Annotated in this window: 18 protein-coding genes and 1 pseudogene; 7 read left to right on the top strand and 12 right to left on the bottom strand. The window is 68.4% G+C overall.

The genetic code is table 11. The features are described from left to right. The first annotated feature begins 16 nt into the window (after positions 1-16). On the top strand, positions 17-946 hold the full coding sequence (locus SBP02_RS18570) for an ion channel (RefSeq protein ID WP_318643873.1): 930 nt from the start codon (positions 17-19) through the stop codon (positions 944-946). Positions 947-958: 12 nt separating this feature from the next. Here the strand turns inward: SBP02_RS18570 and SBP02_RS18575 are convergent, their stop codons facing one another. Beyond that, on the bottom strand, positions 959-1,792 hold the full coding sequence (locus tag SBP02_RS18575; protein ID WP_318643874.1) for an AraC family transcriptional regulator: 834 nt from the start codon (positions 1,790-1,792) through the stop codon (positions 959-961). Between the two features lie 163 nt (positions 1,793-1,955). Between SBP02_RS18575 and SBP02_RS18580 the strand changes: the two genes are divergently transcribed. Continuing rightward, positions 1,956-2,546 carry a TetR/AcrR family transcriptional regulator gene (locus SBP02_RS18580; protein WP_318643875.1) on the top strand — a complete coding sequence of 197 codons (591 nt, stop codon included), beginning with the start codon at positions 1,956-1,958 and terminating at the stop codon, positions 2,544-2,546. Beyond that, positions 2,543-3,430: an alpha/beta hydrolase family protein gene (locus SBP02_RS18585; RefSeq protein ID WP_318643876.1), complete on the top strand. Its 888-nt coding sequence runs from the start codon at positions 2,543-2,545 to the stop codon at positions 3,428-3,430. Before SBP02_RS18580 ends, SBP02_RS18585 begins: the two co-directional genes overlap by 4 nt. A gap of 290 nt (positions 3,431-3,720) precedes the next feature. Here SBP02_RS18585 and SBP02_RS18590 read toward each other — a convergent pair whose 3' ends face one another. Genes SBP02_RS18590 through SBP02_RS18600 form a run of 3 tightly spaced genes read right to left on the bottom strand, consistent with a single transcriptional unit; the run spans position 3,721 to position 8,139 of the window. Continuing rightward, positions 3,721-5,103, bottom strand: coding sequence for an aspartate aminotransferase family protein (locus SBP02_RS18590; protein ID WP_318643877.1), 1,383 nt, complete (start codon positions 5,101-5,103; stop codon positions 3,721-3,723). Positions 5,104-5,161: 58 nt separating this feature from the next. Further along, complete coding sequence (locus tag SBP02_RS18595; protein ID WP_318643878.1) at positions 5,162-6,586, bottom strand: APC family permease; 1,425 nt, start codon at positions 6,584-6,586, stop codon at positions 5,162-5,164. A gap of 59 nt (positions 6,587-6,645) precedes the next feature. Then, on the bottom strand, positions 6,646-8,139 hold the full coding sequence (locus SBP02_RS18600) for an aldehyde dehydrogenase (protein WP_318643879.1): 1,494 nt from the start codon (positions 8,137-8,139) through the stop codon (positions 6,646-6,648). Between the two features lie 198 nt (positions 8,140-8,337). Here SBP02_RS18600 and SBP02_RS18605 point away from each other — a divergent pair, with 198 nt between their 5' ends. Then, positions 8,338-9,258 (top strand): LysR substrate-binding domain-containing protein, encoded by a 921-nt coding sequence (locus SBP02_RS18605; RefSeq protein ID WP_318643880.1) that lies wholly within the window; start codon positions 8,338-8,340, stop codon positions 9,256-9,258. Between the two features lie 230 nt (positions 9,259-9,488). Here SBP02_RS18605 and SBP02_RS18610 read toward each other — a convergent pair whose 3' ends face one another. Further along, positions 9,489-10,418, bottom strand: a complete 930-nt coding sequence (locus tag SBP02_RS18610; protein ID WP_318643881.1) for a malate dehydrogenase — start codon at positions 10,416-10,418, stop codon at positions 9,489-9,491. Between the two features lie 325 nt (positions 10,419-10,743). On the opposite strand from SBP02_RS18610, the pseudogene SBP02_RS18615 reads away from it, so the two are divergent. Next, positions 10,744-10,919 (top strand): annotated as a pseudogene (locus SBP02_RS18615) (IS5/IS1182 family transposase); the annotation flags it as partial. A gap of 90 nt (positions 10,920-11,009) precedes the next feature. On the opposite strand, the gene SBP02_RS18620 reads toward SBP02_RS18615, so the two are convergent. The 7 genes from SBP02_RS18620 to SBP02_RS18650 form a co-directional block, all read right to left on the bottom strand. Further along, entirely contained in the window at positions 11,010-11,507 is a 498-nt protein-coding gene (locus tag SBP02_RS18620) for a hypothetical protein (RefSeq protein WP_318643882.1), read from the bottom strand. 271 nt (positions 11,508-11,778) lie between these two features. Next, positions 11,779-12,408: a LysE family translocator gene (locus SBP02_RS18625; protein ID WP_318643883.1), complete on the bottom strand. Its 630-nt coding sequence runs from the start codon at positions 12,406-12,408 to the stop codon at positions 11,779-11,781. A gap of 216 nt (positions 12,409-12,624) precedes the next feature. Beyond that, the gene (gene argE / locus SBP02_RS18630) at positions 12,625-13,782 is read right to left on the bottom strand and encodes an acetylornithine deacetylase (RefSeq protein ID WP_318643884.1); all 1,158 of its coding nucleotides are present in this window, start codon (positions 13,780-13,782) and stop codon (positions 12,625-12,627) included. After that, on the bottom strand, positions 13,775-14,449 hold the full coding sequence (locus SBP02_RS18635) for a DUF1028 domain-containing protein (RefSeq protein ID WP_318643885.1): 675 nt from the start codon (positions 14,447-14,449) through the stop codon (positions 13,775-13,777). The genes argE and SBP02_RS18635 overlap by 8 nt, the downstream gene beginning before the upstream one ends. A 10-nt stretch (positions 14,450-14,459) precedes the next feature. After that, the gene (locus SBP02_RS18640; RefSeq protein WP_318643886.1) at positions 14,460-14,882 is read right to left on the bottom strand and encodes a RidA family protein; all 423 of its coding nucleotides are present in this window, start codon (positions 14,880-14,882) and stop codon (positions 14,460-14,462) included. A 30-nt stretch (positions 14,883-14,912) separates the two neighbouring features. Next, positions 14,913-16,226, bottom strand: coding sequence for a flavin-containing monooxygenase (locus SBP02_RS18645; protein WP_318643887.1), 1,314 nt, complete (start codon positions 16,224-16,226; stop codon positions 14,913-14,915). 285 nt (positions 16,227-16,511) lie between these two features. Continuing rightward, the gene (locus SBP02_RS18650; protein WP_318643888.1) at positions 16,512-18,290 is read right to left on the bottom strand and encodes an acyl-CoA dehydrogenase C-terminal domain-containing protein; all 1,779 of its coding nucleotides are present in this window, start codon (positions 18,288-18,290) and stop codon (positions 16,512-16,514) included. Positions 18,291-18,616: 326 nt separating this feature from the next. Between SBP02_RS18650 and SBP02_RS18655 the strand changes: the two genes are divergently transcribed. Together SBP02_RS18655 and SBP02_RS18660 are read left to right on the top strand one after the other, a co-directional pair. Continuing rightward, the gene (locus SBP02_RS18655) at positions 18,617-20,332 is read left to right on the top strand and encodes a ShlB/FhaC/HecB family hemolysin secretion/activation protein (RefSeq protein WP_318643889.1); all 1,716 of its coding nucleotides are present in this window, start codon (positions 18,617-18,619) and stop codon (positions 20,330-20,332) included. A 93-nt stretch (positions 20,333-20,425) separates the two neighbouring features. After that, positions 20,426-25,411 (top strand): hemagglutinin repeat-containing protein, encoded by a 4,986-nt coding sequence (locus SBP02_RS18660; RefSeq protein ID WP_318643890.1) that lies wholly within the window; start codon positions 20,426-20,428, stop codon positions 25,409-25,411. The last annotated feature ends 69 nt before the right edge of the window (positions 25,412-25,480 follow it).

Genomic DNA, 25,480 nt, shown 5'->3' on the forward strand with positions numbered 1-25,480 from the left:
ATCCGGAGGGCGACAGATGGCCGCCATGCACCAGGAGGAAAGCTTCTGGCTGGACGCCACCCTGGACAAGCGCGAATACGGCGACCTCTGCGCCGCCCTGGAACTGCGGGCGCGCAGCGGTCGGCCGATGCCGGGCTTCCAGCTCAAGGGCGCCGAGCTGAACGGTGTCAACCTGGTCAACCACGGCGGCCACCACGGCTACATCCTGCACCAGGCCGACCTGTACCGCGCCAACCTGCAGAACGCCCACCTGTTCGCCCTCGACCTGCGCGGCAGCTCGCTGATGAAGGCCGACCTGCGCCACGCCAACCTGCACTGCGCCGACCTGCGCGACTGCAACCTGCTGGGCGTGCGCCTGGACGGCGCGCGGCTGGACAACGTCATCTGGGACCGCCAGCTGCTGCAGGAACGCAAGGGCCGCGAACTGGCCCAGCGCGGCAACCCGGCCGCCGCCCTGCAGTACTTCCAGGAAGCCGAGGAAACCTACCGCAACCTGCGCCTGCACCTGGAGCGGGCCGGGCTGTTCGAGCAGGCCGGGCTGTTCTTCCACCGCGAGATGGTGGTGCGGCGCCTGCAACTGCCGCGCTATTCGGCGCAGCGCCTGCTGTCCTGGCTGGTCGACCTGTTCAGCGGCTACGGCGAGAAACCGCTCAACGTCGTGCTGTTCTCCCTGGGGCTGATCGGCCTCTGCGGCCTGCTGTACTTCCTGGTCGGGGTCGAGCAGGGGGGCCAGCGCCTGGGGCTGGATCTGGGCCAGGGGCTGCTGGCCAACCTCATGGACCTGCTCGACTGCCTCTATTTCAGCGTGGTCACCTTCACCACCCTGGGCTACGGCGACATCAGCCCCCACGGCCTGGCCCGGCCGCTCGCCGCCTTCGAGGCCTTCGTCGGCAGCTTCACCATGGCCCTGTTCGTGGTGGTGTTCGTCAAGAAGATGACCCGCTGAGCCACGCCGCCCTCAGCCCGCGAGCGGCACCCAGACCTCCACCCGACCGGTGCCGGCCAACGGATCGAAGTCGGCGCTGTAGCGCTCGAACTCCGGCGCATCCGCCACCTCCAGGCCGCTGGCCGGCAGCCAGCGCTGGAAGATCGCGGCGAAGGTCTCGTGGATGGTGGAGATGTGCCCGCGGTGGAGAAACACCGCATAACGCCGCGCCGGCAGCTGCAGGCTGCTGAAGCCCGGCGGCAACCTGTCGAGGCGGCCCACCCGGACCCCGGCGATATACTCGAAGCCGCCGTCCTCGTCCGGGTTGCAGCACAGGCCGAAGGTCTCCCCGCCCAGCTGCCCCGGCACCCTGCCGATATGCGGCACGAAACGCTGCCACAGCGCGGCGATGCCCTGACTCTGGTCGACGCTGAAGCGCTCGCCGAGCCCGGCGACCAGCAAGGGGCCCTCCTCCACGAAGCGCGGTTCGGAGAGTTCGAAAGTCGTTGTCGCCGGCATGCGCATGGCCTCCTGCAAAGCGATTGCACCGAGATTGCCGCTGGCCCGCAACGCCTCGGGGGTCAGCCCGAACTGTTCGCGGAACGCGCGGGTGAACGCCTCATGCGAGCCATAGCCGACCTCCAGGGCCAGCGCGAGGATATCCGTCGCCCCCGCCGCCAGCCGATGCGCCGCCCGGCTCAGGCGCCGCACCCGCACATAACGCATCACCGGCCAGCCGGTGGCCCGGGCGAAGGTCCGCGCCAGGACGAAGCGCGACAGGCCGCAGACCTCGGCGACGCGCTGCAGGTCGAGGGGTTGATCCAGTTCGGTTTCGATCAGCCAGAGGGCTTTGCCAACAGGGTCCATAGGTGGCTCTCACAGAAGCTGGGGCCAGTATCCGGGCCGGGCGCGGGCGCCGCTTGATCGCCCTTGCAGCACGCCCCGGTGCCCCTGATCCACGACCATACAGCGGATGAATGATAAGGAAACCTCTTGCCGGCACTAGACCGACTGGTCTATATATTTCCCCATGACCAAGACCACGACCCGCGACAAACTGATTCAGGCCATGGCCGACGCCCTGCAACGCAAGGGCCTGCATGGTGTCGGCCTGAACGAACTGCTGAAGACCGCCGGTGCGCCCAAGGGCAGCCTGTACCACCACTTCCCGGGCGGCAAGAGCGAACTGGCGGTGGCGGCCATCGAGCATATCGGCCGGCGCATCGACGAGTTCGTCGCCCGCCTGTTCGCCCAGCAGCCCGATCCGCTGCAGGCCCTGCACAGCTGGCTGCAGGGCGCCCTGCAGCAACTGCAGAGCAGCCAGTTCGAGCGCGGCTGCCCGCTGGCCACGGTGGCGCTGGAAAGCGGCCCGGAAGACCTCGAGATTCGCGCCGCCCTGGAACACTGCTTCGCCACCCTGCGCCAGGCGCTGGCCCGGCAGCTGCACCGGCACGGCCACGCGCGCGAGCAGGCCGACAACCTGGCCGCGCTGTTCGTCGCCCTGTACGAAGGCGGCCTGCTCCAGGCCCGCGTGGCCGGCAGCACCGAACCGCTCAGGCGCGCCGCCGACGCCCTGTTCAACCTGGCCCGACAACAACCTCCGGGAGGAGACGCAGCATGAACGCCGACAACCCGAGCATCCTCAGCGAGAGCCTGCGCCTGCCGGCCCGGGACGGCTATTCCCTGGGCGCCACCCGCTACCATGCCCCCCGGCCGGTGGCGCAGCTGCTGGTGGCCGGCGCCACCGGCGTGCCCCAGGGCTTCTACCGGCGCTTCGCCGAACACGCCGCCCGCCGCGGCTTCGAGACCCTGACCCTGGACTACCGCGGCGTCGGCCAGTCCAAGCCGGACAGCCTGCGCGGCTTCGAGATGGACTACCTGGATTGGGCCCATCTCGACCTGGCCGCCGCCGTCGACCTGCACCTCGACGGGCAGCGGCCGCTGTTCATGGTCGGCCACTCCTTCGGTGGCCATGCCTTCGGCCTGCTGCCCAACCACGAGCGGGTGGCCGGCTTCTACACCTTCGGCACCGGCGCCGGCTGGCACGGCTGGATGCCCAGGCTGGAGCAGGTCCGGGTGCTGGCCATGTGGCGGCTGATCGGCCCGCTGATGACCCGTTACAAGGGCTACCTGGCCTGGAGCAAGCTGGGTATGGGCGAGGACCTGCCCATGGGGGTGTACCGCAAGTGGAAGCGCTGGTGCGGCTACCCGCGCTATTTCTTCGAGGACCCGCAACTGCCGGACCTGGCCGCGCGCTTCGCCGAGGTCGACACCCCCATAGTGGCAGCCAACGCCCTGGACGACCTGTGGGCGCCGCCGCGCTCGCGCGATGCCTTCATGGCGGCCTACAGCAACGCGCCCTACCAGGCGCGGGACATCCAGGTGCAGGACGGCCGCCTCGGCCCCATCGGCCATATGGGCTACTTCCGCCCTGCCGCCCAGGTGTTGTGGGACGAGGCCCTGGACTGGTTCGCCGAGCTGCAGGCGCGGCAACAGGCGGCCTGAGCACAGACCGTCGCGCGTTGCGTGGCAAGGGCAGAGGAGCTGGGCGAGCGCCCAAAAAAGAAAACCCCGCTTGAGCGGGGCCTTTTGCAGACTGTTTCCTGACATCCGTGATCGGCGCACCATCCTGGCGGCAATCCAGCGTGTCCCTGTGATTTGATTTGCGCTTCCTGCGCGACGTCCATGGGGTGCAGATTACGCCGCGCCGCGCTGGCCCAATAGTGGCGATCTGCGGCACGTGCTGTAAGCCAAGGCTTACAGCACGGCCAGGCCCCGCGGATACCGACTGCGGCCTAGAGCAGGCCGAGCTCCATGGCGGTGCGATCCACCGCCAACTTGGTCTTGGCCACCAGCTCGTCGAGCTCGTCGCGGCTCGCCACCAGGGCCGGCGCCATGATCATGCGCCCGCCGGTGGCGCGGATGATCAGCCCCTCCTCGAAGCCGATGCTGCGGCAACGCCAGGTGATGTCCGTCTCGTTGGCGAAGCGCTTGCGGCTGGCCTTGTCCTGGCTGAACTGCAGGGCGGCGACCAAGCCGGTGCCCTGGATCTCGCCGACCAGCGGATGATCGGCGAACACCTGGCGCAGGCACTGCTGCAGGTAGGGGCCGGTGTCGGCCTTGACCCGCTCGACCACGCCCTCGTCACGCAGCGCCTTGATGTTGGCGATGGCCACCGCCGCCGCCACCGGGTGGCCGGAGTAGGTCAGGCCATGGGCATAGACCCCGCCCTGCTCCACCAGCACCTCGGCGATGCGCTTGCTCAGCACCAGCCCGCCCATGGGGATATAGCCACTGGTCAGACCCTTGGCGATCGACAGGGTGTCCGGCTCGAAGCCGAAGTGCTGGTGGGCGAACCATTCGCCGGTGCGGCCGAAACCGCCGATCACTTCGTCGGCGCACAGCAGCACGTCGTACTGGCGGCAGATGCGCTGGATCTCCGGCCAGTAGCTCTGCGGCGGGAAGATCATGCCGCCGGCGCCCTGGAAGGGTTCGGCGACGAAGGCGGCGACGTTCTCCGCGCCCAGCTCGAGGATCTTCTCCTCCAGCTGCAGGGCGCAGCGGCGACCGAACTCGGCCGGGCTCAACTCGCCGCCGGCAACGTACCAGTAGGGCTCGTCGATATGGGCGAAATCCGGCAGCATGCCGCCCATCTCGTGCATGAAGCCCATGCCGCCGAGGGCGGTGCTGGCCAGGGTCGAGCCGTGATAACCGTTCCAGCGGCCGATCATCACCTTCTTCTGCGGCTGGCCGAGTATCTGCCAATAGCGGCGTACGGTGCGGATCAGCACCTCGTTGGCCTCCGAACCGGAGTTGGTGTACACGGCGTGGCTGTAGTGGCCGGGCAGCAGGCTGAACAGCTGCTCGGACAGCTCCACCACCGCCGGGTGGGTGGTGTGGAAGAACATGTTGTAGTAGGGCAGCTGCTCCAGCTGGCGGCTGGCGGCGGCGGTCAGGTCCTGGCGGCCGTAGCCGAGGTTGGTGCACCACAGGCCGGACATGCCGTCCAGGTAGCGCTTGCCGTCGCTGTCCCACAGGTGCAGGCCCTCGCCGCGGACGATCACCCGCGGGCCTTCGGCATTCAGCGCCTTCTGATCGACGAAGGCATGGATGTGGTGGGCCGCGTCCAGTTCCTGGTAGTCACGGGTGGAGCGGGTGGGGGTTTGCAAGACTGTCATGGCAGCGACCTCGCCTGTCTGGGGTTATCGAAGGCCGGGGCCGTGCCCCGGCGGGAAATCATTTGCGCGCCAGCACCTGGTCCAGCGGCTCCGGGGTGAACAGCGGCTTGCGCATCACCAGCTTGATCCACAGCACCGCGATCAGCGCCACCAGGCCCAGCACCAGGCCGGCGCTGGTGAAGATCGACGCGGTCATCTCCGGCGCCGGCGACACGTAGTAGATCGACACCAGCATGCCGGCGATGCCGAGCAACTGCGGCAGCGGGTAGAAGGGCGTCTTGAACGGCCGCGTCAGCTCGGGATAGCGCCGGCGCAGGGCGATCACGTCCAGGTGGCAGATGATGTAGGCCAGCAGCCAGGCGATCGCCGCGGCCAGCAGCAGCAGGTTGATCGCGTCCGGCCGGTCGCCCATCAGCAGCACCGGCGCGCCGGTGATCAGGGCGACGAACAGCACCGCCACCCAGGGCGTGTTGGTGCGCTGGCTGAGGCGCTTGAACTGCGGGAAAGCCTGGCCGTTGACCGCCATGCCGTAGAGCATGCGCGGGATCGCCGCCAGGGAGGTGTTCAGGGTGCTGCAGGTGGCGGCGGTCGCGGCGATCACCAGAAAGACCTTGCCGCCCTCGCCGAGCAGGGCGGTGGCGAACAGGTAGTGCGGCAGCGCCGCGCCGGCCAGCTCGTCCTGCGGCACGTAGAACAGCGCGCCGATGGCATACAGGGCGATGGTGATGAAGATCACCCCGGCGCCGAGCATCATCGACCAGGGAATGCTGCGCTCCGGCTCGCGCGCCTCCTCCACCAGCGGGCAGACGAACTCGGCGCCGACGAAGCCCCAGATGGCCAAGGCCACCAGGGTCAGCACCCCGGCACCGAGCGGGTTCCAGTCGTGGGTCAGGGCCTGGGTCAGCGCCGGCTGGCTGCCGCTCTCGGTCATGGCGGTCAGGCCCAGGGCCAGCAGCACCACCACCATCACCAGGGCCAGCACCGATTGCAGGCGGGCGAATATGTCGATGCCCAGCAGGTTGAGCAGGGTGAACAGGACCAGCACGCCGAAGGCCACGCTCATCGGCGGCAGCAGCCCCGGGTAGACCTCGCCGACGATCAGGTCGAGCAGCAGCAGCTCGGCGGACAGGGCGAACATCGCCACCACCACGTAGCCGGAGAAGGTGGCGAGGATCGCCGGGAAGTGCCCCAGGGCCACCTCGGTGTAGCTGCTCAGGCTGCCGGCGCGGGGGATCATCAGCGCCAGCTCGGAGAAGGAACAGATATAGGTCAGCGCCAGCAGGAAGGCCAGCGCCAGCGGGATGAGGAAGCCCAGGCCGGCGATGCCGGCGCCCTGCAGCATCAGCACCATGACGCCCTGGGACACCACCAGGCCGATGGCCACGGCGAGCAGGGCCCCCAGGCCCAGGCTGGGTTTGCGCCGGGTGGCGAGCGGAGCGCCGTCGGCGAGCGGTGGGGAGAGGCTGATATCGGGATCGTACATGGGGAGTTCTCCTGCGATCTTGTTGTTGTGCCAGGGGGAACGTGAAGGGCCCGCGCGGCTCAGCCGCGCAGCTGGACCCAGGTGGTTTTCAGGTGGCTGTACTTGTCGAAGGCCTGCAGCGACAGGTCGCGGCCGAAGCCGGACTGCTTGCAGCCGCCGAACGGCACGCAGACGTCGAGGGCGTCCACCGTGTTCACCGACACGGTGCCGACCCGCAGGCGCCGGGCCACGCGGTGGGCGCGGTTGAGGTCATCCGTCCACAGCGAGGCGGCCAGGCCGTAGACGCAGTCGTTGGCCAGGCGCACGGCCTCCTCCTCGCTGTCGAAGGCGCTGACCGCCAGCACCGGGCCGAACACCTCCTCGCGGGCGAGCTGCATGTCCGCGCGCACGCCGGTGAAGAGGGTCGGCTGGATGAAGTTGTCCGAGCCGCCCACGCTCAGGCGCTGGCCGCCGCAGGCCAGGCGCGCGCCCTCTCCCTGGGCGCGGTCGATGGCGGCCATGATCCGTTCGCTCTGCCGCGCCTCGACGATGGCGCCCATGCGGCTGGCCGGGTCCAGTGGGTCTCCCGGCTGCCAGTCGCGGGCCTTGGCCAGCAGGCGCTCGACGAACGCGTCGTGGATCGAGCGCTCGACCAGCAGCCGCGAGTTGGCCGAGCAGACCTCGCCTTGGTTGAAGAAGATGGCGAAGGCGGCCTTCTCCGCCGCCAGGTCCAGGTCCTGGCAGTCGGCGAACACCAGGTTGGGGCTCTTGCCGCCGCACTCCAGCCACACCTGCTTCAAGTTTGATTGAGCGGCATAGGCCATAAAGTACTTGCCCACCTCGGTGGAACCGGTGAAGGCCAGGCAGTCGACGTCCATGTGCAGGCCCAGGGCCTTGCCGGCAGTCTCGCCCAGGCCCGGCACCACGTTCAGCACGCCTTCCGGCAGCCCGGCCTCCAGGGCCAGCTGGCCCAGGCGCAGGGCGGAGAACGGCGACTGCTCGGCCGGCTTGAGCACCACGCTGTTGCCCGCCGCCAGGGCCGGCGCCAGCTTCCAGGCGGCCAGGTCCAGGGGGAAGTTCCAGGGCACCACCGCGCCGATCACCCCCAGGGGCTCGCGGCGGATGGTCGCCAGGGCGCTGTCGGCGGTGGGCGCCACCTGGTCGTAAAGCTTGTCCAGGCTCTCGGCGTACCAGGCGAACACCTGGGCCGCGCCGGGCACGTCGAGGTCGTAGGCGTCGCGCACCGGCTTGCCCATATTCAGCGAGTCGAGCAGGGCCAGCTCCTCGCGGTGGGCCAGGATCAGTTCGGCCAGGCGCAGCAGCACCGCCTTGCGCTCGCGCGGCGCCATGCGCGGCCAGGGGCCCTGCTCGAAGGCGCGGCGGGCGCTGCGCACCGCGGCGTCGATTTCGAGCCCGCCACAGGCGGCCACCTCGGCCAGGCGCCGGTTGGTGGCCGGATCGATCGCGGCGAAGGTGACGCCGGAGGCCGCCGGGCGCAGCTGGCCGTCGATCAGTGCCTGGGTGATAAAGCCTTGTTGGGCAGCCCGCTGCTGCCAGTCGCTCAGTTGCAACATCGTTCCTCGTCCCGACCGACGCGGCGGTCTCAGTGGTGGTCGAGGTCGATGGTGGCCCAGCATCGGGTTCAGGAAAATTAGTAAATATATGCTCGCAGGCCATGAAAAAACTGGGCAGCCCCACAGCCGGCCTGGGGTATGTTGGGGCCTCGGACTCCATGACAAGACGGCTTTGCAGAGCCGCGACCAGAGGTAGCCATGGCGACCTATACCCTGCGCCAGCTCAAGTATTTCGTGACCACGGTGGAGTGCGGCAGCGTGGCCGAGGCCTCGCGCAAGCTGTACATCGCCCAGCCGTCGATCTCCACGGCGATCAAGGGCCTGGAGGAAAGCTTCGGCGTGCAGCTGTTTATCCGCCACCACGCTCAAGGGGTGTCGCTAACCCCCGGCGGCGCACGCTTCTACCGCAAGGCCCAGGAGCTGCTGCGCATGGCCCACGAGTTCGAGCAGAACGCCCTGGCCGACAACGACGTGGTGGCCGGGCAGATCGACATCGGCTGCTTCGAGACCGTCGCCCCGCTCTACCTGCCGCGGCTGATCGCCGGCTTCAACGCCCTGTATCCCGGGGTGGAGATCCGCCTGCGCGACGGCGAGCAGCAGGAACTGGTGCAGGGCCTGACCGCCGGGCGCTTCGACCTGGCGATCCTCTACGCCCACGACCTCGACGGCACCATCGAGTGCGAGCCGCTGATGACGCCGGCCAAGCCCTATGCCCTGCTGCCCGAGGGCCACCGTTTCACCGGCCAGGCCCAGGTATCGCTGCGCGACCTGTGCCTGGAACCGATGATCCTGCTCGACGTGCTGCCGAGCCGCACCTACTTCGTCAGCCTGTTCGAGGAGCTGGGCCTGACGCCGAACATCGTCTTCAGCTCGCCGTCCATCGAGATGGTGCGCGGCATGGTCGGCCAGGGTTTCGGCTTCTCCCTGCTGGTGACCCGCCCGCACTCGGAATGCACTTACGACGGCAAGAAGGTGGTGGCGGTGGAAGTCGCCGAAGAGGTCACCGGCTCCGGCCTGGTGGCCGCCTGGCTCAAGCGCGCCCAGCTGACCAAGCCGGCGCAGCTGTTCGTCGAGTTCTGCAAGGAGCAGCTGGCACCGGCAGGCGCGGGCGGGGCATAGGCGCTGGGGTCAGGCCGCTCCGCTTTCGCCATCGCGCCCGTACAAAGCCGTTCCGCCCGAGCGGGCTGCCCTCGGCGACTGGCGGAAATGCCCCCAAAGCTGCCGGTGTCAGGATAGTTGTCGCCTGGTCGGATTCATCACTGGGCCGGATCGAGGCCAATGGCTGTTACCCAGGCGTTGACGATTCGAGCGTATTGCCGAGTGGCTCCACGCCCCCTTGCGCCCCCCGCTCACAAGGCATTCATTTCAGCAATATCACGCACCACCTGATCTGCAGAGCGGTCGAACATCGCCTGCTCCTGCGCATCCAGAGGCAACTCGATCACCCGCGCCACCCCCTCCTCTGCCAGCACACAGGGGACACCCATGGCAATGCCTGTTCGCCCGTACTCGCCCTCGAGAATCGCGACCGCCGGCAGAATGCGGTTTCGCCCATTGGCGATAGCATCCACCATCTGCGCGATGGCCACGCCCGGCGCATCGCAGGCGCTCCCCAGCTTCTTCAAACCCAGAATCTCGCCGCCACCCTGGCGGGTGCGCTGCACAATTTGCTCTATCTGCTGACTGGACAGGAAGTGCGACAGCGGCACCGAACCGACCGTGCAGTAGCGCATCAGCGGCACCATGCTATCGCCATGCCCGCCCAGCACCAGCGCCGTGATATCCCGAGCCGAAAACCCCGTCGCCTCGGCAATAAAAGTCTTCATGCGCGCTGTATCCAGCACCCCCGCCTGCCCGAACACCTTGTCGCGTCCCAGCCCGCTGAGAGACCACGCCCGATAGGTCAGCACGTCGACCGGGTTCGACACCACCAGCACCGTCGCCGCCGGAGCATGCCGCTTAATATTCAGCACGATGCCATCGAGAATTGGCAGATTGGTGCTCAATACATCCTGGCGCGACTGACCGGGCTTGCGCGGCACACCCGCCGTGATCACCACCAGGTCGGAATCTTTCAGCAATTCGGCATTGGCCCCACCGTACACCCGGGTATCAGAGCCTGACTCAACTGCCGCCTGCCAGACGTCCAGCGCCTTGCCCTGGGCCAACTCACCCTGCACATCGATCAACGTCAACTCACGGCAGAACTCTTCCCGGGCGATGATCTGAGCCGCCGCCTCACCCACCATGCCGGCACCCACAATCGATAGCTTGTTCATTAGCACCTCCCGCGGGCACGCCACCAGCACCGCGACAACCTATAAAGAGAAGTATTACCCGCTAAAGCAAAAAGGCCACCCGAAGGTGACCTGTAGTTATTCTCAGCCTGTGCCTGAGCGACGTCGTTCGACTCCCGATGCCTTTGATGCTGGCGGTTTCTGTCTTCGCCCGCTGTTCATTTTCGTCTTCGTTCAGGACGGCGGCCAGGGCTTCGATAGCCTCCGCGAGGCCTTGGACCATGCTCTTCTTCGGGCCCGGGCCGTGTAAAAACCTTGGCATCGACCTTGCTGTGATTTGATGGATTCGAGATCCGCGGGGGCGCCCATGAAGCGCTCTATCCAGGAAGAGCGCCGCGGCCAAGGCGCGCTGCTTCCCGAGAGCCAGGATGACTCGTGGCGGACACCAACCCGGTGCCTGTGGTCGATGTCTTCGTCGACGAACTCGACCTTGGCCGGCCGGGCTCCGACGGTGTCGTCCCAGGCGAAACCGGCAGGCCGGCCTAGCTGTTGAGGGCTATCAAGGACTCAAGCCCGATAGCGACAGGGGGCAGACCGCCCTCTCCTGAGTCGGGTCTGCCCCCTTTCCCTGGTTTAAGCGCGGGCGCCTGGGGTGCCGCGCGCGTTCTTCTTCTGCAGGATCATCGACGCTTCGTTGTAGGCAGTCTGGAAGGCGTCGCCGCCTATCCATTCCACTGCCGTGTCTTCGTCTTCATCGTGGAAGATCCCCCGATAGGTGATCAGCAGGCCCATCATGAAGTCGATCGCCGCGTCCTCCTCCTCCTCGGCGACCACCAACTCCAGCACCGGGTATTGCAGGAACACCAGGCACATCGCCAGCAGGCTGATGCCCTCGCCGACTTTCATCGCCCGGAACAGGTCGTCGAAGTCCGCCGGGTCGAAACCGTTCTCTTCGATGTCTTGGAAGTCGAAGGTGCTCAGGTCGATTGCGACATCGTCGAACGGCTCGTCGATCAGCGGATTGGCCAGCAGCGGATGGATGACATTGGCCTTGGACTTGCCCGAACGGTTCTGCTTGGCCTTGGCTTTGGCCCGCTGGGCGCGTTTTCGCTGTTTATCTGGGGAGGCCATGGCGGCGGGTTCCTTGTCCGGTGCGGCCATATGTAATGGCCCAGGATGATGGGATGGCCATTGTATCCAGGCTGCCTTGCTACGACGGCAAGAAAGTGATGGCGCTGACGATCGCCGACGAGGTCGCCGGCTCCGGCCTGGTGGCCCCCTGACTCAAGCGCGCCCAGCTGACCAAGCCGGCGCCGCTGTTCGTCGAGTTCTGCAAGACGCAACTGGGGCAGCAGCGCCGCCTGAGTCCGGTCGAAAGAAACACGGCCGGGGCGAGCGCTGCTCAGCCGGGGCGCGGCATCACCAGCAGGCGCAGCGCCAGGCCGCCGAGGACGCCCGCCAGCCCCCAGCGCTGCAGGCTCCGGGCCCGACGCCAACCGCCGAGGGCGCGACCGACGGTGCCGCCGAGCAGGCCCAGGCCCAGGTGAAAGAGCAGGGCCAGCAGCGTCAACAGACCGCCCAGCAACAGGAGTTGTGCGGCCAGCGCTGCGTTTGCCGGGACCACGAACTGCGGGAGGAACAGGATGAAGAACAGCAGCGCCTTGGGATTGAGCAGGCTGTTGAGCATGGCGCGCAGCATCACCGCCTGCAGAGGCACCCGGTCACCGGCCTGCCCTGCTCCCGCCCCCTCGCTACGCAGGGCCCGGTAGGCCATCCATAACAAGTAGGCGGCGCCGCAGTAGCGGATCAGGTCGAAGGATGGCGGCCAGGCCGCCACCATTCCGGTCACGCCCGCGGCGGTGAGCAGCGTGAGGATCAGGTCGGCCAGGGCGATGCCCAACGCGGCCGCCACTCCGCCACGCCAGCCGTAGTGCAGGCCGTGGCTCATGACGAACAACATGTTGGGCCCCGGCACCAGCAACAGCAGGGTCACCGCCCCAACGAACAGCCCCAGTGTGTGCGCTTCCGGCATCGTCCTGTGCTCCCGTCGCTCACCGCCAGCCACCGTGGCTGCGCGTCGAATTCGACACTAGCCAATCGAGCGGGTCTTGGGCCCGCTACAGCTGGGTTGTTTTACGTCGGCACACTTTGCCGCCCGTACAAATCCCTCCTGGCCGAAACCGCTGGAAAACGCTTTGCGGTTTTCCACCCTACGCCTATTGGCGTAGCGCTATAGGGCGACCGTGGTTCAGCGCTGCAACCACTCGGCCAGCCGCACCAGCAGGGCGTCGCAGCCATCCAGCTGGGCCTGAGTGACGAACTCGTCCGCCTTGTGGCCCTGTTCCATACTGCCGGGGCCGCAGACCACGGTGGGAATGCCGGCCTCGGCGAACAGCCCGCCCTCGGTGCCGAAGGCCACGGTGCCGAAGTCGCGGCGGCCGCTGAGCAGCGCCAGCAGCTCGGCCGCCTCGCTGCGCGGGTCGGTGGCCAGGCCCGGGTAGGCGGACAGCGGCTGCAGGTCGATGGCGCTGGTCGCGCTGCGCGCACGCATCTGCGGCAGCAGCTCGGTCTCGGCGTAGTCGCGTAGCGCGTCGGCGACCTGCTGCGGGTCGTCCGCCGGCAGGGCGCGCACCTCGAAGTCGAACTGGCAGTCGGCCGGCACTATGTTCAGCGCCCGGCCGCCCTGGATCAGCCCGGTCTGCACGGTCGAGAACGGCGGGTCGAAGCGCGCATCCTGACGCTCGGGGGCGGCCAGGCGCTGGCCGATCTCGCCCAGCTTGCCGATCAGCCGGGCGGCGTACTCGATGGCGTTGACCCCCAGGGGGGCGTAGGCCGAATGGCAGGCGGCGCCGCGCACCTGGCAGCGCATGGCCAGCTTGCCCTTGTGGCCGAGCACGGGGCGCAGCTCGGTGGGCTCGCCGATCAGGCACAACGCCGGCTTGTCCGGCCGCGCGGCCAGCGCCGCGACCAGGCTGCGCACGCCCAGGCAGCCGACCTCCTCGTCGTAGGAGATGGCGATATGCAGCGGCCGGCGCAATGGCCGGGCGAGAAAGCGCGGCAGGCTGGCCAGCACGCAGGCGATGAAGCCCTTCATGTCCGCCGTGCCGCGGCCGTACAGGCGGCCGGCGCGCTCGCTCAGGCGGAACGGCTTGACCGTCCAGGCCTGGCCGTCCACCGGCACCACGTCGCTGTGGCCGGACACCATGACCCCGCCCGGGCCGTCCGGGCCGAGGCGCGCATAGAGGTTGGCCTTGCTGCGCTCGACGTTGTAGTCCAGCTCGCAGGCCAGCCCCAGGCCCTCGAGGTAGGCGCGGATGAAGGCGATCAACGCCAGGTTGGAGTCGCGGCTGACCGTGGGGAAGGCCACCAGCTCGGCCAGCAGCTCGCGGCTGCTCAGCTCACTCATCCCCGGGCACCCCGTAGCTCGGCGCGCGGGTCGGGTCCAGGGCGCGGGTCACGTAGTCGCGCATCTGCGGCCGGTAGGCGCGCCACAGGTGCTCCAGCTCGCCGATGGGGTCCTGCTCGGCCCAGTCCACCCGCAGGTCGACCAGCGGCCAGGTCAGGTCGTCGACCACCTGCAGCGCCGCCGAGTGCACCGGGCCGGCCTCGCCGCCGGCGGCCATGGCCGCCTGCAGGGCGGCCAGCAGGCGCTCGGCCAGCGGCCCGGAGCCCTGTTCGAAGGCGTGCACCATGGCCTCGACCACCCCGCGCTCGGCCAGCAGGTTGCCGGCGGCCACGCACTGCTCGCCGGCCTGGGCGTTGTGCACGCCCAGGGCCTGGCTGCCGGTGAACAAGGCGCTGCGACCCTGGCTGTCGAGCAGCGCCACCTGGCGGTACTGGCTGTAGCCGTTGCGGGTCAGCGCCTGGTCCAGAGCCGTCGCCGGTTCCAGGCCGCTCTCCAGCGCATCGAGGATCTGCGGACCGAGGGCCGGCAGGGTGATGTTCTGGCTGGCCACCGCGCCGACCCCGGCGCGCAGCCATGGGCAGCGCGCCCCCACGGCGATGCTCGAGGAGCTGATGGCGATGCCCAGCTGGCCGGTCTCGGCGCAGCGGCCGACGATGGAGAAGGTCATGGCGCGCGCCTCACTGTTGCCAGTGGTCGGGAATGACGGCGATCACGTCGATCTCCATCAGCCACTGCGGCTGGCCCAGGGCGCTGACCACCAGGCCGGTGGAGATGGGGAACACGCCCTTGAGCCACTTGCCGACCTCCTGGTAGACCGGCTCGCGGTAGCGCGGGTCGATCAGGTAGGTGGTGGTCTTGACGATGTGCGACAGGTCGCTGCCGGCCTCCTCCAGCAGCTGCTTGACGTTCTTCATCGCCTGCTCGGCCTGGGCCCGGGCATCGCCGAGGCCGACCAGGCGCCCGTCGAAGTCGGTGCCCACCTGGCCGCGCACATAGACGGTGTTGCCGGCGCGCACCGCCTGGCACAGGTCGTTGTCCAGGCTCTGGTTGGGGTAGGTGTCTTGGGTGTTGAACATGCGGATGCGGGTATGGGTCGGCATGGCGGTGCGTCCTTCAATCTGTGGGTGGAGTCAGGCGTTCTGGCGCTGCTCGGCATCGCGGTAGGCGAGGTAGCTGCGCTGCGTGGCGATATGCCCGGCGATGTGCTTGGCGTCGTGCCACACGCCCCAGATGAACGAGGAACCGCGGCGCGACAACCAGGGTAGACCGAGGAAGTACACCCCCGGCTCGCGGGACACGCCGCGCTGGTGCTGGGGCTTGCCCTGGGCGTCGAAGGCGTCGACCTGCAGCCAGCCGAAGTCCACGGCATAGCCGGTGGCCCAGATGATCGAGCGGATGCCGGCCTCGGCCAGGTGCAACTGGCGAATCGGATGGCGCACGCATTCGGCATCCGGGTAGCGGCGGCGCGCCTCCGGCTCCTCCGGCAGGTCCAGGCCGTTGCGGGCGACATAGGCGTCGGCCGCATCCAGCAGGGCCAGGTAGTTCGCGTCGCCCGCGGCCAGGTTGCCGACCAGGTCGTCGCGGAAGGTCACCACGCCGCCCTCGAAGGACTGGGTCAGGCCGACCAGGGTCATGCCCTCGCCCGCCAGGCGGCGGAAGTCGATGGTCTCGCCGCCGCGGGCGCCGCTGACGGCGATGGTCACGTGCTCGCGGCCCGGCTGCACTTCCTCGGCGTCCCACAGGCCGAGCACGCCCAGCCACCAGCAGAAATCGCGGCCCCGGTAGGTGCGCGGCGGGCGGTCGTGGGGGCCGACCGAGAGATAGACCCGGCGTCCGGCCCGCATCAGCTCGTCGGCGATCTGCACGCCCGAGGAGCCGGCCCCGACCACCAGCACCGCGCCCTCGGGCAGTTGCTGCGGGTTGAAGTAGGCGGCGGAGTGGATCTGGTACAGCCCCTCGTCCCGGGGTGCGATGGCCGGAATAACCGGGCGCTGGAAGGGGCCGGTGGCGGCGACCACCCGCTGGGCGCGGATCACGCCCTGGGAGGTCTCGATGGTGAAACCCGGGCGATCGGCATTGCGCACCACCCTCCTCACCTCGACGCCGGTGCGGATGGGCGCGGCGAACTTCTCGGCATAGGCCTCGAAATAGGCCGCCACGCGCTCCTTGGAGGCGAAGGCATCGGGGTCGAGATCGTCGAACTCCAGCCCCGGGAAGCGGTCGTGCCAGGCCGGGCCGTTGGCCACCAGCGAGTCCCAGCGCCCGGTGCGCCAGGCCTCGGCGATGCGTTTCCTCTCCAGCACCAGATGGGGCACGCCGAGCGCACTGAGGTGCTCGCTCATGGCCACGCCGGCCTGGCCGGCGCCGACCACCAGGGTGTCGATTTCCAGGGTTTCCAGGGCCTGGCCGGCGCACGGCGGCCAGGCTTGGTTGAGATCGGTCATGGCTTGCTTCCTCTGATCCTGATCGGTTGCGGCTGTCTGTGGGTGTTGGCCGCATTCTGGTCAGGCTCAGGGATTCGCGAAATTATGATTTTTGTCGTCGCTGGCGAGGAAAAAGCTGCCCGCCCGGCAAGCCCGGGGCCTGCGGGGCAGAAGACAGTGGCTATAGGTTTTTTAGTCTCAGGGGGGATGATTAAACGAGCTTCGCCGACGGCGCGTCGGGCGCTGAGCCTGGAAAACAAAAAAGCCCCGGCACGGGGCCGGGGCTTTCGTGTTGCCGAAGACCGCTTAGAACTGCGACGCGTCCAGCAGGTACAGGCTCTCGCTGCCGGCCTTGACCGAGGCGCTGAGCGAGTGGATGCGCGGCAGGATGCGGGCGAAGTAGAAGCGCGCGGTGCCGAGCTTGCTGGCGTAGAAGTCGTCCTGGTCTTCCTTGCCCAGGGCGGCTCTCGCCATCAGCGCCCACATGTAGGCGTAGGCGGTGTAGCCGAACAGGTGCAGGTATTCGACCGAGGCGGCGCCGATCTCGTTGGGGTTGGATTTGGCCCGCTCCAGCAGCTCGGCGGTCACCTGCTCCAGGTTGGCGATGACGGCCTTCAGCGGCTCGGTGAACTCGGCCAGGCTGCTGTCGGCCGAGTCGGTGAAGGCCTTGATCTCTTCGGCGAAGTGCTTGTAGAAGGCGCCGCCGCTGCCGATCACCTTGCGCCCGACCAGATCGAGGGCCTGGATGCCGTTGGTGCCCTCGTAGATCTGGGTGATGCGGCAGTCGCGCACCAACTGCTCCTGGCCCCACTCGCGGATGAAGCCGTGGCCGCCGAACACCTGCTGGCCGTGGAGGGTGGTTTCCAGGCCCATGTCGGTGAGGAAGGCCTTGGCCACCGGGGTCAGCAGCGCCACCAGCTCCTCGGCGCGCTTGCGCGTGGCCGGGTCCTCGCTGAACTTGGCGGTGTCCAGTTGCATGGCCACGTAGCTGGAAAAGGCGCGACCGCCCTCGTTCAGCGCCTTCATGGTCAGCAGCATGCGCCGTACGTCCGGATGGACGATGATCGGGTCGGCGGCCTTGTCCTTGGCCTGGGGGCCGGTCGGCGCGCGGCTCTGGATGCGCTCGCGGGCGTACTCGATGGCGCTCTGGTAGGAACGCTCGCCGGTGGCCAGGCCCTGGATGCCGACGCCCAGGCGCTCGTAGTTCATCATGGTGAACATGGCCGCCAGGCCCTTGTTCGGCGCATCGACTATCCAGCCGGTGGCGCCGTCGAAGTTCATCACGCAGGTGGCCGAGGCCTTGATGCCCATCTTGTGCTCGATGGAGCCGCAGGACAGGCTGTTGTGCTCGCCCAGGCTGCCGTCGGCGTTGACCATGAACTTGGGCACCAGGAACAGCGAGATGCCCTTGGGCCCGGCCGGGGCGTCCGGCAGCTTGGCCAGCACCAGGTGGATGATGTTCTCGGTCAGGTCGTGCTCGCCGCCGGTGATGAAGATCTTGGTGCCGCTGATCTTGTAGCTGCCGTCGGCCTGGGGCTCGGCCTTGGTGCGGATGATGCCCAGGTCGGTGCCGGCGTGCGGCTCGGTCAGGCACATGGAACCCGCCCAGGTGCCGGCGTACATCTGCGGCAGGTACTTGTCCTTGAGCTCTTCGCTGGCGTGGGCGTTGAGCGACAGGCAGGCGCCGGCCGTCAGCATCGGGTAGAGGCCGAAGGACAGGTTGGCCGAGTTGACCATCTCCTCGACCTGGGCCGAGATCACCTTGGGCATGCCCATGCCGCCGAAGCGCGGATCGCCGCCGACGCCGACCCAGCCGCCCTCGGCGTAGGTCTGGTAGGCCTCGGGGAAGCCGGCCGGGGTCTTCACCACACCGTTGTCCCAGCTGCAGCCTTCCTCGTCGCCGCTACGGTTGAGCGGTGCGATCACCCCGGCGGTGACCTTGCCGGCTTCCTCGAGGATGGCATTGGCGGTGTCTTCGTCCACCACTTCGGCCAGGGCCGGCAGCTCGGCCCATAGCTTGGAAACTTCGAACACTTCGTTGAGCACGAAGCGCATGTCGCGCAGGGGAGCTTGGTAGTCAGCCATGGGGCAATCCTCGAACGAACCAACGGGCTTGAATCAGGCCTCGGAGTTTACCCCAGCAACAAAAGCGATACATAGGGTCACGTGGTGACCACATATTCACAACCAGTTCCATCATGTCACCTCTCCCTGCGCCAGCCCCGCCCAGGCCATCTCTCGGCACCGACGCACCGAGCCGTCTCGCGCCCACACAACTTTGCCCCCGTTCACATTACCCGCAACCCGCTGCCCGGACTCAACTTAAGTCAGGGGCGCACTTGGTCTATACCAGGCGACCATCCGACCGACCCGTCCCATGGTGACTCAAGCTCCACGACAAGGAAGTTCGCATGCGGCCATTTCTCTGCCGGCCACTCTGCCGCTCGCGCCCAGTGCTGCTGGCGGCCTGCCTCGGTCTGTCCCTCGGCGCCCCGCTGCTGGCCGCACAACCGCAGGCCCCGACGACCGAGAACCTGCGCCAACAGCAGCAACAGCAGCGCGATCTGCAACAACTGCAGCTGGAGCAACGTCAGCGCCAGCTCGAACGCGGAGCGTTCGGCAGCGCCGCTGAGACGGTCGAGCCCGTCACGCCTGCCCGGGACGACCAGTGCTGGCCGTTGCGCGGCACCCGCATCGGCGGCGTGACCCTGCTCGACAACGCCATCCTGCAGGCTCAGCTGCGGCCACTGATCGCCCCCTGCATGGGCGTGAACCAGATCAATCGACTGCTCGGGACCATCACCCGCCTCTACGTCGAAGCCGGCTACATCGCCAGCCGCCCCTACCTGAGCAGCCCGCCCGCCGCCGGTCAGTCGCTAGACATTCTGATCGAGGAAGGGTTCGTCGAGTCCATCGAACTGGCCGACCAGAGCCTGCCCCTGTCATTGCGCGGCGCCTTCCCCGGCATGCTCGGCAAGCCGCTGAACCTGCGCGACCTGGAACAGGGCCTGGACCAGCTCAATCGCCTGCGCGCCTTCGACCTCACCGCCGACATCGCCCCCGGCAGCCTGCCCGGCGGCTCGCGGATCATCATCCGCCCCCGCGCCCTGGTGAAACGCTGGGGCCTGGAGCTGGGCCTGGACAACCTCGGCAGCGCCAGTACCGGGCGCGATCGCACCACGCTCAGCCTGGGCCTGGACAGTCCGCTGGGGCTCAACGATTACCTCAACCTGAGCCTGAGCGACACGCTCAACGGCGACGCCCGCTTCAGCCGCAGCCAGAGCCTCTACTACGGCGTGCCCTACGGCTACTGGAGCCTGGCCCTGTTCGCCAGCCGAGCCGAGTACTGGGCGCCGGTGCGCCTGAGCCAGCGGACCGTCGACAGCGAGGGCCGCACCGACCAGCTCAGCCTACGCCTGGACCGCGTGCTGTGGCGCGGCCAGCGCCATCAGCTGAGCGGCAACCTGCAGCTGGCGCACAAGCGCGTCGAGAGCCTGTTCCTCAACCAGCGCCTGGAGATCCAGAGCCCGACCCTGACCGTGGCCGAAGCCGGCATCAGCCTGTTCTGGCTGGACAGCGCCACCTGGAGTGTCGACCTGGGATACGCCCAGGGCCTGACCTGGTTCGGCGCCGACCGCGACGACGAGCGCCGGTTCGACGACCTGCCTCGGCCGCAGTTTCGCAAGTGGCGCGCCGGCCTCGGGCAATGGCGCAACGGCCTGTTCGGCGCCCAGCCCTGGCAGTGGCACAGCCAGTTGTCGCTGCAGTACAGCCCCGACCCGCTGCCGGCCATCGAGCAGGTCCTCGCCAGCGACGACTCGGCGGTCCGCGGCTTTCGTCGCAACGCCGCGTCCGGCGCCAGCGCGGCGATCTGGCGCAACACCCTGCGGCTGCCACAGCCGCTCGAGCACGGCCTGCTGCTGACACCGCGCCTGGGCCTGGATGGCGGCTGGGTCAAGGCCGACCACGGCAGCGCAGCCCAGCGGCTGGCCGGCGCCAGTACGGGCCTGAGCCTGAACTGGCGGGCCCTGCAATTGGATCTGGACTACCAACGCAGCCTGCACAGCCCGCGAACCTTCATCCATGAGCCGGAGATCTGGCTGATGCGCCTGAGCCTGTCGCTCTAGCCCATCGACCAACAGAGCCGCCGGTCGACGCGCGACGCCTGCGGCCCACGACAACGCGCACTCCTTATCCCTCTCTACAACCTGAAGGTGTTTATGCGAAACGACACTGCCGCATTCCCGCTCTCCCCGCGAGGCAAACTGCGCTGGGCCATCGCCAGCCTGGCACTCCTGCAACCGCTGCAAGCGGCCTTCGCCGCCGGCCTGACCGCGGCCAACGGCCCCGGCGGCACGCCGCAGATCCACAACCAGCAGGGCGTACCGGTGATCGACATCGTCGCGCCCAATGGTGCGGGGCTGTCGCACAACCAGTTCCTCGACTACAACGTCGATCGCCAGGGCCTGGTGCTGAACAACGCCCTGCAGGGTGGCCAGTCGGCCCTGGCCGGCCAGCTGGGCGCCAACCCGCAGCTGCAGAGCCAGGCCGCCAGCGTGATTCTCAACGAGGTGATCAGCCGCAACGCCTCGCAGATCAACGGCGCCCAGGAGATCTTCGGCCGTCCCGCCGACTATGTGCTGGCCAACCCCAACGGCATCAGCGTCAACGGCGCCAGCTTTATCAACGCCCCCCGTGCCAGCCTGGTGGTGGGCAAGCCCGAACTGCAGGACGGCCAGCTGCAAGGGCTGAACACGCAGCGCGCCAACGGCAAGCTGAGCGTCCAGGCGCAGGGCCTGCGCAACGACGGCGGCCGCCTCGACCTGCTGGCCCCGCAGATCGACAGCCAGGGACAGATCCGCGCCCGGGACGAGCTGAACCTGATCGCCGGACGCAACCAGGTCGGCTACGCCGATGGCCAGGTGCACGCCAGCGCCCCGGCCACTTCCGCCGACGGCCAGCGCATCGACGCCAGCCTGTTCGGCGCCATGCAGGCCGGACGGATCAATATCGTCAGCACCGCCGAGGGTGCCGGGGTCAAGGTCGGCCCGACCCAGCTCGACGGCGGCGACGGCGTCAGCATCGCCTCCGCCGGCGGCCTGACCATCAGCGGCCAGGCGGCCCAGGACAACAGCCTCGATGGCCGCATGGCCAACGTACGCAGCAGCCAGGGCGACGTGACCCTCAAGGCCGCCACCGACCTCGGCCTCGCCGCCACCGAGGTCAGCGGGCGCGACGTGCAACTCAGCACCGGGCGCAACCTGACCCTGGGCAGCCTGGAGAGCAAGCAGCTACGCGAGTCGCGCAACAACTGGAAGAAGAAGTTCTGGGGCATCACCTACGAGACCTTTGAGCAGACCCTCACCGATCGCGACTCCCGCCAGCACGGCAGCACCATCAAGGCCAGTCGCGATGCCAGCCTGCAGGCCGGCGCCGACAGCCGCCTGCAAGGCGCCAGCGTCACGGCCGGCCAGCAACTCAAGGTCGACAGCGGCGGCGACCTGACGCTCGCCGCGACCACCGAGGTCAGCGAACACCGCGATCGTGGCAACCATCGCAAACACCTGTGGAAGGCCAACTGGGACAACAGCTCCCGTAGCGAGCGCAGCATCGCCAGCCAGCTCAAAGCCGGCGGCGACGCGGCGGTGCAGAGCGGCGCCGACCTGCGCCTGGAAGGGGCCGTGGTGCAGAGCGGCGGCGACCTGATCCTCGGCGGCAAGCAGAAGGTCGAGATCGACACGGCCAAGCGCAGCCAGAGCAACAGCAACAGCCGCTACTCCGGCGACCTCGTCGGCGGCAGCTTCTTCGGCAAGAACGGCAGCGGCGACAAGGCCCAGACCCTCAACCAGCGCAGCGAGGTCAATGCCCAGGGCAAGCTGCTGATCGCCGCCGACGACGTGCGCATCAGCGGCAGCCAGGTGCGCGGCAAGACCGACGCCAGCGTGATCAGCCAGCGCGGCAGCCTGACCATCGACGGCGTGCAGGACAGCTCCCTGAGCAATCAGCATGACAAGGACAGCAAGCTGTTCGGCCTGGTCAAGGACGAGCAACGCAGCCGCGTCGCCAGCAGCACGGTGGTGCGCAGCGAGCTGCGCTCGGACAGCAACCTGCAGCTCAAGAGCGCCTCGGACCTGTCCGTGGTCGGCGCCCTGGTCGAGGCCGCCGACAAGCTCAAGCTCGACGCGGTGGGCAACATCGACGTGCTGGCGGCGAAGAACACCGAACAGACCAGCGTCACCACCGACAGCCATGGCTTCTCCGCCTATGCCAAGGAAACCCAGGCCGCGACCGACACGCAGAAGGGCTCGCGACAGTATCGCGCCGGCATCCGCTACGAGCAGGTCGAGGAAACCCGCACCAGCGACACCACAACCCATCAGGGCAGCGAACTCAAGGGCGGCACGGTAGCGCTGGCCAGCCAGGCCGAGCTGACCCTGCAGGGCTCGAAGCTCGACGCCGGCTCAGGCGGCGCCAGCCTGGCCGCTCAGGACGTCAAGCTGCTCGCGGCCCAGGACAGCCACCACAGCGACAGCAGCCAGACCACCACCGGCGTGGGCTTCTATTACACCGGCGGCCTGGACCGTGCCGGCAGCGGCTGGGAAGGCGGGCAGCAGACCCTCGACACCACGAGCGACAGCAGCAAGGCCAAGGTCAGCACGCTCAATTCCGCCGGGACACTCGCCATCGACAGCGGCACGGGCACCCTGACCAGCCAGGGCGCGCAACTCAATGCCAGCGGCGCCCTGCAGGTCAGCGCCGGCCAGGTGGACAACCAGGCGGCCAGCGACACCCAGAGCGGCACCCGCAAGGAGCAGGGCTGGAGCGTCGATATCGGCGCCAATGTCGAGTACCGGGGCATCGCCCGGCCGATCGAGAAGGCGGTGGAGGGCATCGCCCAGCGCAACTTCTATCAACCCGGCCTGCTGGACGCCTTCGAGCAGCCCAACCTGGGCCTCGACCTGGAGGGCGGTTATCAGGAGAAGAACAGCCGGCAACAGAGCAGCAGCGCCCAGGTCAGCCAGTTCCATGGCGGCCAGGTGCAAGTGGTCGTCGCCGGCCAGTTGCAGGACCAAGGCACCCAGTACCGCGCCGATCAGGGCCAGGTGCAGATCACGGCCGACAGCCACCGCCTGAACGCCGCCAGCGATAGCAGCAGCGCCAGTGCCGAGAGCCTCGATGCCAAGGCCAACCTGCGTGTCTACACCACCACCGGCAAGGACATCAACGGCCGCCTGAGCGGCATCGGCGGTTCCGCCGAGACCAGCGCCAGCAGCAGTCGCGCGGTGGTCGGCAGCCTCAGTGGCAGTCAGGGCATCCAGATCCAGCTGGGCACCGACGGCGCCTACGAGGGCAGCCGTTTCGACGGCGGCCAGGGCGGCGTACAGCTGCAGGCTGGCGGCAACATAGAGCTGAACCAGGCCAACGACCGGCAAACCAACAGCAACCACAGCCTGAAGGGCGACGCCAGCCTGCAGGTCGGCATGAGCAAGGGTTCGGGCGGTAAGGGCGGCAACGGTTCGGCCAACTTCCTGGTCAACGACCAACGCCTGAGCAGCCAGGACAGCCAGGCCCGAGTCGCCACGCTCGCCGGTAACGGCGCCATCGTTATCAGCAGCGGCGGCAACCTGAGCTTACAAGGTAGCCAGATCGGCAGCGCCGAGCAGCCGGTGGCTGACGTGACCCTGAAGGCCGGCGGCAGCCTGGACTTCCAGGCGGCCACGGGCAGCCACAAGGCCGAGGGCAGCAACCTCGGCGGCGGTCTGAGTCTCGGCGCGAGCAAGACCAAGGGCGCCGAAACCAGCAACTCCGGCGCCAGCGCCGGCGGTCAGTTCGCCATCGGCCGGGTGCAGGAGAACAGCCTGACGTCCAGCGGCGGCACGCTGCACAGCCAGGGTCGGGTCGAGCTGAGCGCGGCGGCCGCAGACGCCCAGGCGCTGCACCTGCAAGGCACCCGGATCGACGCCCAGAGCGTCGCGCTGGAGGCCCGCCAGGGCGGCATCCTGCAGGAGTCGGCGCAGTCCACCGAGCACAAGAACAACTGGGGGCTGGGCCTAGGCGTCGGCGGGAGCGGCGGCAAGACCTACCTCAATCAAGGCGCCAGCAAGGACACCGACCAGGACAACTACGGCGTCTACGGCCGGGTCAAGATCGATGTCGACCGGCTCGACAGCACCACCCAGCACAACAGCCAGATCCAGGCCGAGCGGGTGTGGCTGAACAGCCAGGGCGATACCCGCCTGGCCGGTGCGAGCATCGAGGCGGAGCGGGTCGAGGGCCGGATCGGCGGCGACCTGAGCGTCGAGAGCCGCAAGGACAGCGAGCAGCGCCTCAAGCTGGGCATCGACCTGCGCCTGGCCGGCGAGAAGAACCAGCCCGGCCTGGTGGAGAAGCTCGGCAAGCACACCGGCCCTGCGGCCGACCCGCTCAAGGAGAAGAGCCAGGCCGCCTTCGACAAGCAGCGCGGCAAGCTGGAGAACGGCGTGGACAAGGTCGCCGGCAAACTGGGTGAGGCCAAGGACAGCCTGGTCAGCCAGGCCGGCATCGCCAAGGACAAGTTGACCGACAAGCTCTCGCGCAGCGGCAGCTACGACGTCAACCCCGAACCCCGCGGCGCCCTGGGCAGCAAGCTGGACCAGGCCAAGGGCTACCTGGCCGACAAGGCCAGCGCCGCCGCCGACGGCTTGGGCCAGCTCAAGGACAAGCTCGGCAGCAGCAAGGAAGGCAGCTACGCGGTGAACGACAAGACCGGCGCCGGCAAGACCGTGGCGGACAAGGTGGGCAACCTGCTGTTCGGCGACAAGAGCAACACGGCCGCGCTGACCCCGACCCTGTACCTGGACGTCAGCCATGTCGACAAGGACGCCGTCACCTCGGCCTCGGGCATCGGCGCCAGCCAAGGCATCGACCTGCAGGTCGGCGGCGCGACCCAACTGACCGGCGCGACCCTCAAGGCCGGCAACGGCACGGTCGACCTGGGCGGCTCGGCTGTCAGCAGCCGCACCCTCGACAGCAAGGACTACCGCGCCGACCTCGGCCTCAACCTGTCCAAGTCGCCGGTGGACCTGCTGTTCGGCATCAAGGACGAGCTGACCCAGCAGCAGGATGCCGCCCCCCAGAAGGACCAGCTGTTCAATCTCGGCGTGCTGCGCGTAGGCGGTCACAATGACCGCCACCTGGTCCAGGCCGGCATAGAGCAGAAGCCCTAAGCGGCTAGCCGAAGCGCTGGGGACTAGGACCGCCCCAGCGCTCCACTGCACGCCGGCGAGGCTGCCGGC

This window comes from Pseudomonas benzenivorans, from assembly GCF_033547155.1.
Taxonomy (GTDB): domain Bacteria; phylum Pseudomonadota; class Gammaproteobacteria; order Pseudomonadales; family Pseudomonadaceae; genus Aquipseudomonas; species Aquipseudomonas benzenivorans_B.

Coding starts and splice junctions, on each gene's coding strand:
- SBP02_RS18570 (WP_318643873.1), top strand. CDS start 17: ATGGCCGCCATGCACCAGGAGGAAAGCTTCTGGCTGGACGCCACCCTG.
- SBP02_RS18600 (WP_318643879.1), bottom strand. CDS start 8,139: ATGTTGCAACTGAGCGACTGGCAGCAGCGGGCTGCCCAACAAGGCTTT.
- SBP02_RS18655 (WP_318643889.1), top strand. CDS start 18,617: ATGCGGCCATTTCTCTGCCGGCCACTCTGCCGCTCGCGCCCAGTGCTG.
- SBP02_RS18660 (WP_318643890.1), top strand. CDS start 20,426: ATGCGAAACGACACTGCCGCATTCCCGCTCTCCCCGCGAGGCAAACTG.
- SBP02_RS18595 (WP_318643878.1), bottom strand. CDS start 6,586: ATGTACGATCCCGATATCAGCCTCTCCCCACCGCTCGCCGACGGCGCT.
- SBP02_RS18575 (WP_318643874.1), bottom strand. CDS start 1,792: ATGGACCCTGTTGGCAAAGCCCTCTGGCTGATCGAAACCGAACTGGAT.
- SBP02_RS18640 (WP_318643886.1), bottom strand. CDS start 14,882: ATGCCGACCCATACCCGCATCCGCATGTTCAACACCCAAGACACCTAC.
- SBP02_RS18590 (WP_318643877.1), bottom strand. CDS start 5,103: ATGACAGTCTTGCAAACCCCCACCCGCTCCACCCGTGACTACCAGGAA.
- SBP02_RS18645 (WP_318643887.1), bottom strand. CDS start 16,226: ATGACCGATCTCAACCAAGCCTGGCCGCCGTGCGCCGGCCAGGCCCTG.
- SBP02_RS18635 (WP_318643885.1), bottom strand. CDS start 14,449: ATGACCTTCTCCATCGTCGGCCGCTGCGCCGAGACCGGCCAGCTGGGC.
- SBP02_RS18650 (WP_318643888.1), bottom strand. CDS start 18,290: ATGGCTGACTACCAAGCTCCCCTGCGCGACATGCGCTTCGTGCTCAAC.
- SBP02_RS18605 (WP_318643880.1), top strand. CDS start 8,338: ATGGCGACCTATACCCTGCGCCAGCTCAAGTATTTCGTGACCACGGTG.
- SBP02_RS18585 (WP_318643876.1), top strand. CDS start 2,543: ATGAACGCCGACAACCCGAGCATCCTCAGCGAGAGCCTGCGCCTGCCG.
- argE (WP_318643884.1), bottom strand. CDS start 13,782: ATGAGTGAGCTGAGCAGCCGCGAGCTGCTGGCCGAGCTGGTGGCCTTC.
- SBP02_RS18620 (WP_318643882.1), bottom strand. CDS start 11,507: ATGGCCTCCCCAGATAAACAGCGAAAACGCGCCCAGCGGGCCAAAGCC.
- SBP02_RS18580 (WP_318643875.1), top strand. CDS start 1,956: ATGACCAAGACCACGACCCGCGACAAACTGATTCAGGCCATGGCCGAC.
- SBP02_RS18625 (WP_318643883.1), bottom strand. CDS start 12,408: ATGCCGGAAGCGCACACACTGGGGCTGTTCGTTGGGGCGGTGACCCTG.
- SBP02_RS18610 (WP_318643881.1), bottom strand. CDS start 10,418: ATGAACAAGCTATCGATTGTGGGTGCCGGCATGGTGGGTGAGGCGGCG.